The organism is Mesorhizobium sp. B4-1-3 (assembly GCF_006439355.1).
Lineage (GTDB): Bacteria > Pseudomonadota > Alphaproteobacteria > Rhizobiales > Rhizobiaceae > Mesorhizobium.
On sequence record NZ_VFTG01000011.1, the window covers coordinates 120805 to 134779 of the forward strand.

The window sequence follows — 13975 nt, forward strand, 5'->3', positions numbered from 1 at the left end:
GTGGCAAGCCAGGCAATGCCGATGGCCACGATGACGACGGGCTTGGCCGACGGCGAGGTCGCGCCGCACGCCGCCGGCGCCGCCAGCACAGCCTATGTGGCCGAGCTGCACACCAGCCTCGAAACGGTCAAGCCGCTCTGGCTGCGTCTCGAGGCGAGGGGCGTGTGCACCGGCCACCAGCATTTCGCCTGGGCCGAGGGGATAGTCGAAGGGCTGCTGCCGCAAAAAGCCGATCTTGCGATCGTCGAGGTGAGGGATGCGGGCACGGGCGAGCCGAGGATGCTCATGCCGCTGATGCGGCGCCGCGCCTTCCACCATTTGGTGATCGAATGGCTGAGTTGCGGCGTGTGCGACTATGCGGCACCATTGCTCGCCGACGCGACGCCTTGGACCAGGCAATCCGCCGAAGCTGCGTGGGCGGCGGTGCTTTCCGTGCTGCCGCCGGCCGACCGCATCCACATCGCCGGAATCCCGAAAGAGGTCGGCGGCGTCGCCAATCCCTTGGCGCTGATTTCGCCGGCGCGCGACTCCATCCACTCGCATTACGGCATCGCCATGGATGGCGACGCCGAAACCGTAGTCAAGCGCATCTGCCGCCCGTCCTTCGTCAAGGCGCTCAACAAGGACCTGCGCCGGCTCGACCGCAATGGTGGCCTGGCCCTGGTGGAAGCCGACACGCCGGCCCTTGTCGACTCCATCTTCGGCAAGCTGGTCGAGATGCGGCTCAGCCGTTTTCGCGAGCTCGGCCGGTTCGATCTGCTGGCGCAGCCACCGGTCGTCGACTTCTATCGCAAGGCCGCGCATCGCGGCCTGACGGATGGTTCGGTGCGCATCTTCGGCCTGCGCGCCGGCGACGTCATGGTCGCGGTCCAGTACTTGGCCGTCCATCTGGGCACCTTGCACGCTCTGCTGATCGCGATCGACCAGACCGCGGTGCCCAATGTTTCGCCCGGGCTTTGCATCATGGGCGAACTAATCAGATGGGGGCGAGGCGCCGGCTTCGACTATTTCGATCTCTCGGTCGGGAACCAGAGCTACAAGGAACATATGGGCGCGGTGAAGTCGGTTCTGTCCGAGCTTTGCTACGGCATCACGCTGAAGGGCATGGCGGCGAGCGAGGCCATCAAATACCGCGGCCGGGGCGTTGCCTTCGTGCGCGACAATCCGCGCCTGTTCAAACTCGCGCAGGAATTCATGCAGCGCTGGCGGCGGCTGCGCTCGGGTAGCTGAGCGGCGGCTTTGGCCGACAAATTGACTCACATTCCGCTCTCCGCCATGCTTACGGGCAGCCGCATTTCCAGCGGCAGCTTGTTTGAGTGAGGCCATGGTCAGTCCCGTCGCCAGAGAAAAGTCCCGCCGCGCCGCGGTGAAGACCGCGCTCGACCGCCACAAGGTCTATGTCACCGCGCAGCGCTTTTCCGGCGGTTCCTACAGCGCCCGCGTGCTGGTCGACGGCGAGGCCTACTGGGTCGACGACTTCCGGCTCTCGCAGTTGAGGCAGGGACTTTCCCCCGCCGAGCTGGAATTGACGCCGGCGATTGACGATTGATTTCTGTCCTTTGCTCCGCCGCGATATAGGAAAATCCGAGATGCTGGCGGGACAGCACCCCCCTCTGTCCTGCCGGACATCTCCCCCTCAGGGCGCCTGACCATGCCCGCCAACCTCAAACCCTACCGCGCCAAGCGCGAATTCTCCCGCACGCCCGAGCCGGCGGGCAGCCTCGCGGGCGGAGAAGGCAACCGCTTCGTCGTCCACAAGCACCACGCCACCGCCGACCATTATGATCTTCGCCTCGAAGTCGGCGGCGTCCTGAAGAGTTGGGCCGTACCGCGCGGACCGTCGCTCAACCCGGCTGACAAGCGGCTTGCCGTTGAGACCGAGGATCACCCGATCGAATATATCGACTTCGAGGGCGTCATCCCGGAAGGCGAATATGGCGGCGGGCCGATGATCGTCTGGGACACCGGCACCTGGGCGCCGATGGAGGACGTCGACAAAAGTCTGCGCACCGGCGCCTTCAAGTTCCGGCTGGCCGGCCAGAAGTTGAACGGCGGCTGGATGCTGACGCGCTTGAGGCCGAAGCCTGGCGAGGACGAGCACAAGAAGAACTGGCTCTTGTTCAAAGAGCGCGATCTCGCTTCCGACACCAAGCTCGACATCCTCGAGGCACGGCCGGAGAGCGTGAAGTCCGGTCGCCGCATCGAGGAATTGGTGGCGCCACCGAAGAGGACGGAATGCCTGCCGCCCAGGCGTGGCTCGCTGAGGCCCGACGCGCTGCCCGGCGCGGTAAAAGGCGATCCGCCCGCTCGCATCGAGCCGCAACTGGCCACCCAGGTGGCGGAGCCGCCGGGCAGCGAACACCCTTCACGGAAAACGCCGGAGCTCTGGCTGCACGAGATAAAATTCGATGGCTACCGCACCATGGCTCACGTGGTGGACGGCGAGGTGCGGCTGATCACCCGTGGCGGCATCGACTGGACAAAACGCTATGGCGATCTCCCGCAGGCCTTTTCGCGGCTGCCGGTCGGCCAGGCGATCATCGACGGCGAGATCATGGTTCTCGACGACAAGGGCATCTCGCGTTTCGCGCTGCTGCAGGACGCGCTGGCCGAAGGCGCCGGCTCGAAGCTGCATTTCTACGCCTTCGACCTGCTCCATCTCGACGGCTGGGACCTGCGCAAGGCGCCGCTGCAGAAGCGCAAGGCCCTGCTTGCCGAATTGCTCGCCGGCCAGGCCGCCAATTCCGCCATCCAGTACAGCGACCATGTCGAGGGCGACGGGCAGGGTCTTTACGATCAGGCGTCGGACCTTGGGCTGGAAGGTGTCGTCTCCAAGCGCGCCGACGCCATCTACCAGAGTGGCCGCACCAAGAGCTGGACCAAGACGAAGGCGCAAAAGACAGATGATTTCGTCATCGCCGGCTATACCGTGTCCGACCAGGCCGAAGGGCTTGCGGCGCTCGGCATGGCCGAGTTCGAAAATGGCGAGCTGCACTATCGCGGCAAGGTCGGCACCGGCTTCGACAGCGAGATGGCGCGGGATCTGCTCGCCCGGCTGGAGCGGCTGACCGCCGGCGCCAGCCCGCCCGAAGGCGTGCCGCGCGAGATCATGCGCGAGATGCATTGGGTGAAGCCGCTGCTGTCGGCCCGCGTCCGCTATTCGAACCGCACCGGCGACAACGCGATCCGCCACGGCGTCTTTCGCGGCTTGCGCGATGTTGGCGGGCTGACCACGCCGGTGGCGGTCATGCGCAAGCGGCTGATCGCCGAATCCGACCTTGCCACCATCTGGGTGACCAATCCGGAGCGGCGGCTGTTCGGCAAGACCGGGCCGACCAAGCTCGACATCGCCGTATACTACGCGCTGGTCGGCGATTTCATGCTGCCGCACATCATCGGACGCCCGGTGTCGCTGGTGCGCTGCCCGACCGGCCGGCCGCAGGATTGCTTCTTCCAGCGGCACGCCTTCACCGGCATGCCGCCTTCGGTGGCGGTGTTCGAGTCTACCAATTCGGAAGGCGAGACCAAGACCTATCTCGCGGTCGAGGACGCCAAGGGCTATCTGGCCCTGGCGCAGTTTGGCGTCGTCGAGTTCCACACCTGGGGCACGCACCGGACAAAACTCGACAAGCCCGACCAGATCGTCTTCGACCTCGACCCCGGCGAGGGAATTTCATGGCGCGAGGTGGTGGAGGCCGCCGTCCACATCAAAGGCGGGCTGGAGAGCCTCGGGCTGGTGCCCTTCGCCAAGACCTCGGGCGGCAAGGGCATCCACATCACGGTGCCGGTGACGCGCAAGCAGAACTGGAAGAAACTTCACCAGGCCTCGAGCGCAATTTCGACTTTGCTCGCCGGCACGGCGCCCGACACCTTCACCACCACGATGGGCAAGGAAAACCGCAAGAAGCGCATCTTCATCGACTTCCACCGCAACGCCCGCGGCCACACGTCCGCTGCCCCCTATTCGCTGCGCGCCCGCACCAATTTGCCGGCTTCGACCCCGGTAAGCTGGGCGGATCTGGAGACGATCGATGCCCCGGAGGACCTGAACTACGCCTCGCTGCCGGGGCTGCTGGAAACGTCAGGCGATCCCTGGGCGGAGATCGATGAGATGGCGCGGGATTTGCCGATGTTCGAGCGCTAGTTCCTCGCCCCGCGAGAGCGGGGAGAGGTGGATCGGCGAAGCCGAGACCGAGAGGGGGAGTGGCATACGCCGGCGCTGCCCCCTCTCCGGCCGCTGCGCGGCCACCTCTCCCCACATTCGTGGGACGAGGAAAAGCGCCAGGCATCGACGCTTCCTACAATTTGAATTATCCTCCGCGCTAACCTCCGCCCCGAAAAACATTTCGTCAGGAATTCGGTTGTACCATCACGGGTCGGTGTAGGATTTCCACGGCGCCAACCGTCCTTGAGCGGGAAGCGCTGCGAAGAGCATGGTCCCAAAGTGGGAACCGGTTTTTGGACAAACCATGCTCCAACATAGTGTCAGTGCATGGCCGCGTAGGAGTTCATCATGGCGCCCAGGGCAAGTTGGAAAGGTTACCTCAAGCTCAGCCTCGTCAGCTGTCCGGTCCGGCTTTACCCGGCCACCAGCGCGAGCGAGCGCATCTCGTTCAACCAGTTGCACAAGAAGACCCACAACCGCATCAACATGAAGCCGGTCGACCCCGAGCTTGGCCTTGTCGAGCGTTCGGACCTCGTGCGCGGTTACGAATACGAGGACAAGCAGTACATCATCATCGATGACGCCGACCTCGATGCGGTCAGGATCGAATCCAACCATACGATGAACATCGAGGCCTTCGTCGACGAGGCAGAAGTCGACGTGATCTACCAGGACGCGCCCTATTATCTCGCCCCCGACGGCGCCATGGCGGAGGAGACCTTCGTCGTGCTGCGCGAGGCAATGCGCAAGTCCGGCAAGCTGGCGATCGCCCGCCTGGTGCTCTCCAGCCGCGAGCGCGTGGTGACGATCGGCGCGCGCGAGAACGGCATGTTCGTCTGCACCTTGAGGAATCCCAACGAAGTGCGCGGCACCGCTGAATATTTCGGCAACATCCCGGCCGGCAAGCCGGATCCGGAAATGCTCGAACTGGCCCAGGCGTTGATCAAGCAGAAGGAAACGCATTTCGATCCGAAGAATTACGAGGATCGCTACGAGGTGGCGTTGATGGCGATGATCCGCGAGAAGCTGAAGGGCCATAAGCCGATCATCGCGGCCGCGCCCGAGCGCGGCAATGTCATCAACCTGATGGATGCGCTGAAGGCGAGCCTACAGCAGCAGGCTAAGCCCCCTGCCAAGTCGAAGAGTAAGGCCGAGGAAGCGCCGGCGAAGCCGGCCAGGAAGGCGGCTGCCGGCGGCGCGCCTGAGAACCCGCTGAAGGCGAACCTGTTAAAGGCCGTCGGCAAGAGCAAGAAGTGACGGGAAATGCAGGGCCAGTGATCGTTCCCGGCGCCGTCTTCGGCATCATCGGCGCGCTGGCCGCGTTTCCGCTTCGCCTCGCTGTCCGCGAGGTCGAGCGCCGCCATGCGGAACTGAGGCGCGGCGTCACCCGCCGCACCACGCACGTCGTGTTCGGCCGCGCGCTTCTCGCCAAGGCGGCGAAATCCGGCGATGGCGAGATTGAGCGCCGCGTGAAGGCGGAGCGCGAAGCAGGTCGCCAACTCATCAGCGAGAACGGGTTCCTGCGCCTGCTTGGACTGATGAAGGCGCCCGAGACCTCGTCGCTCTCCAGGCAGTCGCTCGTCGACCAGTCGCGGCTTGCCGACGACGATCTCGACCTGCTGTCGCTGTTCGACGCCTTCGAGCATGGCGGCGAACCCTATTCCTTCCGCGACCTGATCCTGGCCAAGAAATATGCCGGGCTGATCGCCAGCGGTGCCACCTGGGACGCGATCGCGCGCTCCGTCCACCGCTCCGGCCCGGTCGCCTCGCTCACCGCCAAATCGCTCAACCTCGGCTCACAGCATGGCCGTCCGGATGCGATCTATCTCGACGAAGGCAGGAGTGAGCTCGACGGCCAGCTTCTGTTCGACCTCGGCTCGCCGGAAGACGACACGCTGGAGGAACTGTTCGCCGAGGCCGAGATCGCGGAAGCGGAGGGGCGCCACGACGATGCGGCGGCGCTCTACCAGCGTTGTCTGGCTATCGATCCCAAGGATGCGGTTGCCGCCTTCAACCGCGCCAACTGCCTGCGCGGCGCCGGGCGCATAGCGGAGGCCGCGCACGACTATGCCCGCGCGATAAAGCTCGACCCGGGTTTTGTGGAAGCCTGGTTCAACCTCGCCGGCCTGATGAGCGATGAGGGCAAGGTCGCTTCGGCAAGGCGGCATCTGCAGAAAGCGATCGTGCTCGACAGGACTTACGCCGATCCAGTGTTCAACCTCGCGCGGCTGGAGTTCGATGCCGGCAATCTGATGGAAGCGCGGCGGCTGTGGGTGCGGTATCTGGAGCTCGACGCGGAATCCGAATGGGCGCGGACGGCACAAAAGGGGATACAGTTCGTAGATCTGCATATAGCGGGTGAGCGAGATGTTCGCGCTTGAAGAGGAACGCGGGCCCTTCGGAAAATTTACCCCATGACCTACTTCCTCTTCGACGGCCCCGAAGACGCCCCCGTCACCATCGTGCTCGCGCACGGTGCCGGCGCGCCGATGGATTCCGCGTCGATGACCGCCACCGCCAAGGCGCTCGCCACCGCCGGTTTTCAGGTCGCGCGTTTCGAGTTCCACTACATGGCCGCGCGCCGCTACGGTCACCGCAAGCCTCCGCCGCGGGCCGAGACCGTGAACCCGGAATACATCAAGGCGATCGCCGATCTGCGCGCCAAGGGCGTGACCGGCAAGCTCATCATCGGCGGCAAGTCGATGGGCGGGCGCGTCGCCTCCATGGTCGCCGACGAGATGTTCGCCAAGGGCGAGATCGCTGGTCTGGTTTGCCTTGGGTATCCGTTCCATCCGCCGGGCAGGCCGGAGCAACTACGGACAAAGCATCTCCTTGATCTGAAGACGCCGACGCTGATCTTTCAAGGCACGCGCGACGAGTTCGGTACCAAGGAGGAAGTCGCGACCTACGGCCTTTCCTCGGCAATAGAGGTGATCTGGCTGGAGGACGGCGATCACGATTTGAAGCCGCGCAAGGCGATCTCGGGATTTTCGACGGGGGATCATCTGAAGATCGTGGCGGAGACGACAAAGGCGCGGATGGCGAACTGATTGGGCCGCCGCCAAGTCTGCCGAGATTCAGGTCAGGCCGAGACGAAAATGGTGGTTTCCGAGAACCGGAGCGGAGCGTACTGAAGTACGTGAGCACCGGAAGCTCAGGAAGCCGGCATTTGCAGGCCGGCTTCACCTGAATATCGACAGACTTGAATGAAACTCGCCACCTTCAACATCAACAACATCAACAGCCGGCTGGAAAACCTTCTGGCCTGGCTCGCCAAGGCAAAACCTGACGTCGTCTGCCTGCAGGAGCTGAAATCTCGCGACGCCCAGTTCCCACTGACGAGGCTCGCGAATGCCGGCTATGGCGCGGTGTGGAAGGGCGAGCCGACCTGGAACGGCGTTGCGATCCTCGCGCGCGGCGCCGAGCCGGTGCTGACGCGCGAGACGCTGCCCGGCAACGAGGCCGACCGCCAGGCCCGCTACATCGAGGCGGCGGTCGACGGTGTCGTCATCGCCTGCCTCTACGCGCCGAACGGCAATCCGCAGCCCGGCCCGAAATTCGACTATAAGCTCGCCTGGCACCAGCGCTTTGCCGCGCATGCGGCCGAGCTGCTCGACACCGGCCTGCCGGTGGTGCTCGCCGGGGATTTCAACATCGTGCCCGAGCCACGCGACATTTACCAGACACGCTCCTATGACGACAACGCGCTGGTGCAGCCCGAAAGCCGCGCCGCCTTCGCAGCGCTGATCGACCAGGGCTGGACGGACGCGCTACGCAAGGTCTTTCCCAAGGACGAGCGGCTCTACACCTTCTGGGACTATCGCCGGAACCGCTGGCCGCGCGATGCGGGATTGCGGCTCGACCACATATTGCTGTCGAAGAAGCTGGCGCGAAAGCTGAAGGGCGCGGGCATCGACCGCGAGGTGCGGGGAGGCGACAATCCCAGCGATCATGCCCCGGTCTGGGTGGAGTTGGGGTGAGAAAACAATAATCCCCGCCGTGGCGCGGATTATTGAGAATCAGGTTCTGGGTGTGCCCGGTCAGGGCGGCGGAACCGACGGCAAGCCGGCCACAACCGCCGAAAGCTTGCCTTTGCGAACGAAAACCGGCTTCTCGTAACTCTTCTTCATGGGTTGCCCTCCTATAATCTGACAGATGATCTCATACAGCCGCTTCTGTCAAGCAAGCGGTCGGCCCGACCGTTCTAGAGCTGGGGGATATTGTTTCACCGATGGAACAGCGGCCCGATCGTATCCCGATAGACGCCCGCAGTGGCCGCTGGCGGTGGCGATGCTGATCGTCGGCATTGCCTAGGAAGTCGCCACCGCGCCGGCGAAGCCGGCAACTCAGCGGCCCGAGCTGGAGCCCGAGCCGGCAAAACCAGTACGCCGGACGCGAACATCGAGCCAGCCTCATCCGCGCAGGAAGAGGCGGCGAAGCCCGCGCCGCCAGAGCTGGTTGCAGCTCCCGCCCAGCCGATGCCGCCGGCCGCCGCGATGGCGCCGCCTCCGCCGGCGCCTCCGGCCCAGCCGACCGTGCCCGAAGGCCACCGCGACGCCGTCGTCTGGCTGGCGGTGTCGGCCGACGGCCACGAGATCATGAGCACAGCACCGACCGCATGATCAAGCTCTGGGACATCGACGGCAAGCGGCTGATCCGCGATCTCGGCATCCACAAGGACATGGCGCGCAGTGCGCTTTTCATGCCCGACGGCAAGACCGCGCTGACCGCCGGCGACGACGGCGAGATCGTGCTGCGGCAGCTAGCCGACGGGACGGCGCTGCACGTCTTCTCCTCAGGGACGAACGGCGGGGTCAGGCAATTGAAGGTCAGCCGGGACGGCAAGCTCGCCGTCAGTGGCCACGACACCGGTTCTGTCGTCGTCTGGGACCTGGAGAAGGGGACGGTGTCGCATGTGCTGCCGGCCATGACTGGTCGGTGAGCTCCGTCGCCATCTCGCCCGACGGCAGCAGGGCGCTCGCGGGCAGCATCGACGGCGAGCTGAAGCTCTGGGATATCGTTTCGGGCAAGCAACTGCGCAGCTGGCACGGCCACGACCGCGGCGCCTATGGCGCGGTCTTCCTGACCGACGGTCACCACGCGGTGACCGGCAGCGGCGACTACACGATAAAACTCTGGGATCTCGACAGCTTCAAGGAAGTGCGACGTTTCGAGGGTCATTCCGGCACGGTGTACGCGCTGGCCCTGTCGGCCGACGGCAAGCGGCTGGGCTCGGTATCGCTCGACGGCACAGCGCGGATTTGGAACATGGAGACCGGCGCCGAGATCGCCGAGTTCGACCCCGGTACCGGGCCAATGTATTCGGTGGCATTTGCAGCCGACGGCACGCTATTGACCGGCGGCATCGACCGCACCATCCGCGACTGGCCGGCGGCGGGCGGAGACGGCACGGTGCTGTTCGCGGGGGGCACCGGAATAGCTGAGGCGATTGGCGAAGGCCCGCGTGACAGCCAATCTCCTCAGGGGGAAAGATCGGCGGCTTTCGCGCCTCGCCAATTGACGACGCGTAGCTCCTGCCTAGTTCATCCGATGGCGCATTGCCGGCCGGATGTCCCGGACTGCTGCCGTGCCCTGCGCAAGGAGCCCCTTCCTTGAAACGCTTCTGGATCGGCGTTCTCATCCTCATTGTCGTCTGCCTGGCGGGCTTTGCCGCCTATGCCTGGAAGCCGGCGATCGACCCGATCGAACCGCCGCAGCGCGCCTCCTTCGACCAGGCGCTGATCGAGAAAGGGGCGGTGCTCGCTTCGGTCGGCAACTGCACGGCCTGCCATACCAAACCCGGCGGAAAGTCCTTCGCCGGCGGGCTGGCGGTGCCGACGCCATTCGGCACCATCTATTCAACCAACATCACGCCGGACCCCAAGACCGGTATCGGCAGATGGTCGGAGGCCGCCTTCAGCCGGGCGATGCGGGAAGGCGTAGAGCGCGACGGCGATCACCTTTATCCGGCCTTCCCGTTTGACCATTTCACGCTGGTGTCCGACGAGGACAACAAGGCGCTCTACGCCTATCTGATGACACGCCGGCCGGTTGAGAACCGGCGACCGGCCAACGACTTGCCGTTTCCACTCAACCTGCGTTTCGTGCTGGCGGGCTGGAAGCTGCTCTTCTTCCACAAGGGCGCCTATCGCGAGGATGCCGCGCAGAGCGCCGAATGGAACCGCGGCGCCTATCTCGTCGAAGGGCTTGGCCATTGCGGCGCCTGCCACACGCCGCGCAACGCGCTCGGCGCCGAGCGGAAAGGCGCGCATCTGGCAGGCGGCGAAGCGGAAGGCTGGGACGCCTTCGCGCTCAACGCATCGTCCGCCGCGCCGATCCCATGGACGCATGACAGCCTCTTTGCCTATCTGCGCCAGGGCTGGCATGCCGATCACGGCGTGGCCAACGGGCCGATGGCGGAGGTCACCGGCAATCTCGGCCGTCTGTCGGATTCCGACATCAGCGCAATCGCCACCTACCTGGTCTCGCGGATGGGCGAGCCGACGCCCGAGCGCGCGGCGGCGGCCGAGGACATCCGCAAGAAGCTTTCGCTCGACCAGGGCGGCACGCCGATACCGGCCAGCGCCACCGCCGGCAGCCCGACAAGCCGCGGCGGCGCGATCTACCAGGCGGCCTGCGCCACCTGCCATGACGGCAGCCGCCCGCAGCCTTTCGGCGGCATCGATTTCCATCTCTCCAGCACGATCGCCGCGCGCGATCCGCAAAATGCAATCAACGTCGTGCTCTTTGGCCTGCCGGCGGCGAGCGGCCGGGAGAGCCCGATCATGCCGGGCTTCGCCGCGATGCTGACCGACGATCAGGTGGCGGACCTGCTCGGCTATCTGCGCGAGGCCTATGCCCGGAAGCCGGCATGGGCGGACGCGAAGGCGAAGACCGCCGACACCAGGAGCGGCAAATACCGGGTCAGCGTCCGGCCTTCGGACGGCATCGAGCGCAGCCCGGACAATGTGGGAGCCAAGGACTGATGGTTAAGCTCAACGTCAATGGCACGTCACATGACCTCGACGTCGATCCGGCGACGCCGCTGCTCTACGTGCTGCGCAACGATCTGAAGCTCAACGGCGCCAAGTTCGGCTGCGGCCTCGGCCAGTGCGGCGCCTGCACGGTGATGGTCGACGGTAAGCCAGTCTTTTCCTGCCTAACACCGACCATGCTGGTCGAAGGGCGCGAGATCAAGACGGTCGAGGGGCTTGGCACCATCGACGATCCCGGCCCGATGCAAAAAGCTTTCATCGAACAACAGGCGGCGCAATGCGGCTATTGCATTGCCGGCATGATGATGCGGGCACAGGCGCTGCTCGAGGCAAAACCCGACGCCGCCGACGCCGACATCAGGCAGGCGCTGGAGCCCAATCTCTGCCGCTGCGGCACGCATATGCGCATCCTTCGGGCCGTGGCCCGCGCCCGCGACCTGATGCAGGGCAAGTCCGCCGGCATCACGGCGCCGGCCGCCGCCACCGGGAGGGGATGATGAACGCACCGAACCCGCTTCCCGACGTCACCCGCCGCGGCTTCCTGGCCGGAGCCGGCGCGCTGGTCGTGTCCTTCGCCATCCCCGCCGAGGCGCAGGAGGGCGGGGTATCGACCGCGCCGGGCGCCCAGGCGGCTAAGCCGAAACTACCCGGCAGCCTGGCCGATACGCCCTCGCTCGACGCCTGGATCCGCATCGACGCTGACGGTTCGATCACCGTCTTCACCGGCAAGGCCGAGCTTGGCCAGGGCACCAAGACGTCGCTGCGGCAGATCGCGGCCGAGGAACTGGAGGTCGAGCCCGCGTCGATCAAGCTGGTCACCGCCGACACCGCACTGACGCCGAACGAAGGCTACACGGCCGGCAGCCAGACGATCCAGAACTCAGGCACCGCCATCCGCCATGCCTCGGCGCAGGTGCGCCAGATCCTGATCGCCAAGGCCAGCCAAAAGCTCGGCGCGCCGGTCGAGGCGCTCAAGGCGCAGGCAGGCACGATCGTCGGCCCGAACGGCGCCAAGGCCAGCTATGGCGAACTGGTCTCGGCCGAGTTCCTGCATGTCGATGCGGCGGCCGACACCAAGCTCAAGCCGCCCGCCGCCTACCACGCCATCGGCAGGCCTTTCGCACGGGTGGACATCCCGGCCAAGGTCACCGGCGGGAATGCCTATGTGCAGGACATGCGGCCGCCGGGCATGGTGCATGCCCGCGTCGTGCGTCCGCCGAGCTACGGCGCCAAGCTCACCGACTTCGCCGATGCCGCCGTCAAGGCGATGCCTGGCGTCATCGCGGTGGTGCGCGACGGCGATTTCCTCGCCGTGGTCGCCGAACAGGAATTCCAGGCCGTCAAGGCCATGCGTGCGACGGCCGCCGTCGCGAAGTGGCAGGAGCAGCCAGAGCTTCCGGACCAGTACGATCTGCCGGCCTTCCTCGAAAAGTCCGTATCGGAGATCGGTACCGTGACCTCCGTCGGTGCCGAAAGCGCGCCGGGCGCCAAGACGCTGCAGGCGCAGTTCACGCGCGCCTACCAGATGCATGGCTCGATCGGCCCGTCGAGCGCGGTGGCCATGCTCGACAACGGCCTGACGACGGTGTGGACCCACACCCAAGGCGTTTATCCCGACCGCAAGGCGATTGCGCAGATGCTCGGCGTGCCGGAGGAAAAGGTGCGCTGCATTCATACCGAAGGCTCCGGCTGCTACGGCCACAACGGCGCCGACGATGCGGCGGCCGACGCCGCGCTGATCGCGCAGAAAGTGCCGGGCAAGCCGGTGCGCGTGCAGTGGATGCGCGACCAAGAGCATCTGTGGGAACCATACGGACCGGCGATGCTCACCAGGGCGAGCGCCACGCTCGATCAGAGCGGCAACATCGTCAGTTGGCACTACGACCTGTGGAGCAACAGCCACGGCACGCGGCCGGGCTCGGCCGGGTCGCTGGTCGCCGGCCGCCTGATGGCCCGGCATTTCCCGCCGGACCCGGCGAAGCTGCAGATATCGCCGCTCGGCAATGGCGATCGCAACGCCATCCCTCTCTATGACGTGCCCAACCAGCGCGTGAACTGGCATTTCATCGCCGACATGCCGGTGCGCGTTTCCTCGCTGCGCAGCTTAGGGGCCTATTGCAACGTCTTCTCCATCGAAAGCTTCATGGACGAGCTGGCGCTGGCGGCGAACGCCGATCCGGTCGAATACCGCCTGCGCCATCTGAAAGACCCGCGCGCCAAAAAGGTGATCGAAGTGGCGGCCGAAAAGTTCGGCTGGTCGAAGGATTCCCTGCCGGAAGGCAGGGGCAGAGGCTTCGCCTTCGCCAAATACAAGAACCACGCCGCTTATCTGGCCGTCGCGCTGGAGGCCGATGTCGACAGCGACAGCGGCGCAATCAAGGTGTCGCGCGTCGTCGCGGCGGTCGATTGCGGCGAGGCCGTCGCCCCGGATTCTATCATCAACCAGACCGAGGGCGGCATTTTGCAGTCGATGAGCTGGACGCTTTATGAGGCCGTGCATTTCGACCGGACGCGCATCTTGAGTCCGGACTGGTCGACCTATTCGATCCTGCGCTTCAGCGCGGTGCCCGACAGCGTCGAGGTGCAGGTCGTCGACAATCCGGGCGCGCCCTACCTCGGTGTCGCCGAAGCCGCCCAGGGCCCAACCGCAGGCGCTATCGCCAATGCGTTCCGGAGTGCCACGGGGAAGCGGATTTACGATCTGCCTTATACTCGGGAGAGGGTGAAGGGCGTGCTGGGAGTTTAGTGGGCGCGGCGATTGGCGAAAGCGGCTGCGCCATCCGATCTCCCCTTGCGCGGAAGATGCCCGGCAAGG

The 13975-nt window shown here is 65.6% G+C and carries 13 protein-coding genes; all 13 read left to right on the top strand.

Annotation, left to right across the window (positions count from 1 at the left end):
* The 13 genes from FJW06_RS16465 (at nucleotide 1) to FJW06_RS16515 (ending at nucleotide 13906) form a co-directional block, all read left to right on the top strand.
* On the top strand, nucleotides 1-1230 hold the full coding sequence (locus FJW06_RS16465) for a GNAT family N-acetyltransferase (RefSeq protein ID WP_140753288.1): 1230 nt from the start codon (nucleotides 1-3) through the stop codon (nucleotides 1228-1230).
* A 94-nt stretch (nucleotides 1231-1324) separates the two neighbouring features.
* Nucleotides 1325-1549 (top strand): hypothetical protein, encoded by a 225-nt coding sequence (locus FJW06_RS16470; RefSeq protein WP_140753289.1) that lies wholly within the window; start codon nucleotides 1325-1327, stop codon nucleotides 1547-1549.
* 102 nt (nucleotides 1550-1651) lie between these two features.
* A complete protein-coding gene (gene ligD / locus FJW06_RS16475) occupies nucleotides 1652-4144 on the top strand; it encodes a DNA ligase D (protein ID WP_181178349.1) in 2493 nt (830 codons plus the stop codon).
* 369 nt (nucleotides 4145-4513) lie between these two features.
* A complete protein-coding gene (locus tag FJW06_RS16480; RefSeq protein WP_140753291.1) occupies nucleotides 4514-5422 on the top strand; it encodes a Ku protein in 909 nt (302 codons plus the stop codon).
* Nucleotides 5419-6546, top strand: coding sequence for a tetratricopeptide repeat protein (locus FJW06_RS16485; protein ID WP_246674645.1), 1128 nt, complete (start codon nucleotides 5419-5421; stop codon nucleotides 6544-6546). The genes FJW06_RS16480 and FJW06_RS16485 overlap by 4 nt, the downstream gene beginning before the upstream one ends.
* Before the next feature lie 33 nt (nucleotides 6547-6579).
* Nucleotides 6580-7215 (top strand): alpha/beta family hydrolase, encoded by a 636-nt coding sequence (locus FJW06_RS16490; protein WP_140753292.1) that lies wholly within the window; start codon nucleotides 6580-6582, stop codon nucleotides 7213-7215.
* 156 nt (nucleotides 7216-7371) lie between these two features.
* A complete protein-coding gene (gene xth, locus FJW06_RS16495; RefSeq protein WP_140753293.1) occupies nucleotides 7372-8145 on the top strand; it encodes an exodeoxyribonuclease III in 774 nt (257 codons plus the stop codon).
* A 516-nt stretch (nucleotides 8146-8661) separates the two neighbouring features.
* Nucleotides 8662-8787: a hypothetical protein gene (locus tag FJW06_RS30835; protein WP_281404886.1), complete on the top strand. Its 126-nt coding sequence runs from the start codon at nucleotides 8662-8664 to the stop codon at nucleotides 8785-8787.
* Entirely contained in the window at nucleotides 8784-9107 is a 324-nt protein-coding gene (locus tag FJW06_RS30580; RefSeq protein ID WP_246674646.1) for a hypothetical protein, read from the top strand. Before FJW06_RS30835 ends, FJW06_RS30580 begins: the two co-directional genes overlap by 4 nt.
* On the top strand, nucleotides 9104-9781 hold the full coding sequence (locus FJW06_RS30585; RefSeq protein WP_246674647.1) for a hypothetical protein: 678 nt from the start codon (nucleotides 9104-9106) through the stop codon (nucleotides 9779-9781). Before FJW06_RS30580 ends, FJW06_RS30585 begins: the two co-directional genes overlap by 4 nt.
* Nucleotides 9778-11151, top strand: coding sequence for a cytochrome c (locus tag FJW06_RS16505; protein ID WP_140753294.1), 1374 nt, complete (start codon nucleotides 9778-9780; stop codon nucleotides 11149-11151). Before FJW06_RS30585 ends, FJW06_RS16505 begins: the two co-directional genes overlap by 4 nt.
* A complete protein-coding gene (locus FJW06_RS16510; protein WP_140753295.1) occupies nucleotides 11151-11657 on the top strand; it encodes a (2Fe-2S)-binding protein in 507 nt (168 codons plus the stop codon). The genes FJW06_RS16505 and FJW06_RS16510 overlap by 1 nt, the downstream gene beginning before the upstream one ends.
* Nucleotides 11657-13906 (top strand): molybdopterin cofactor-binding domain-containing protein, encoded by a 2250-nt coding sequence (locus tag FJW06_RS16515; protein ID WP_140753296.1) that lies wholly within the window; start codon nucleotides 11657-11659, stop codon nucleotides 13904-13906. The genes FJW06_RS16510 and FJW06_RS16515 overlap by 1 nt, the downstream gene beginning before the upstream one ends.
* Nucleotides 13907-13975: the final 69 nt, after the last annotated feature.

Bases quoted from the DNA above. Each gene is read 5' to 3' on its own strand.
- FJW06_RS30835 (WP_281404886.1), top strand. From the start codon at position 8,662: ATGGCGCCGCCTCCGCCGGCGCCTCCGGCCCAGCCGACCGTGCCCGAA.
- FJW06_RS16490 (WP_140753292.1), top strand. From the start codon at position 6,580: ATGACCTACTTCCTCTTCGACGGCCCCGAAGACGCCCCCGTCACCATC.
- ligD (WP_181178349.1), top strand. From the start codon at position 1,652: ATGCCCGCCAACCTCAAACCCTACCGCGCCAAGCGCGAATTCTCCCGC.
- FJW06_RS16510 (WP_140753295.1), top strand. From the start codon at position 11,151: ATGGTTAAGCTCAACGTCAATGGCACGTCACATGACCTCGACGTCGAT.
- xth (WP_140753293.1), top strand. From the start codon at position 7,372: ATGAAACTCGCCACCTTCAACATCAACAACATCAACAGCCGGCTGGAA.
- FJW06_RS16480 (WP_140753291.1), top strand. From the start codon at position 4,514: ATGGCGCCCAGGGCAAGTTGGAAAGGTTACCTCAAGCTCAGCCTCGTC.
- FJW06_RS16515 (WP_140753296.1), top strand. From the start codon at position 11,657: ATGAACGCACCGAACCCGCTTCCCGACGTCACCCGCCGCGGCTTCCTG.
- FJW06_RS30580 (WP_246674646.1), top strand. From the start codon at position 8,784: ATGATCAAGCTCTGGGACATCGACGGCAAGCGGCTGATCCGCGATCTC.
- FJW06_RS16470 (WP_140753289.1), top strand. From the start codon at position 1,325: ATGGTCAGTCCCGTCGCCAGAGAAAAGTCCCGCCGCGCCGCGGTGAAG.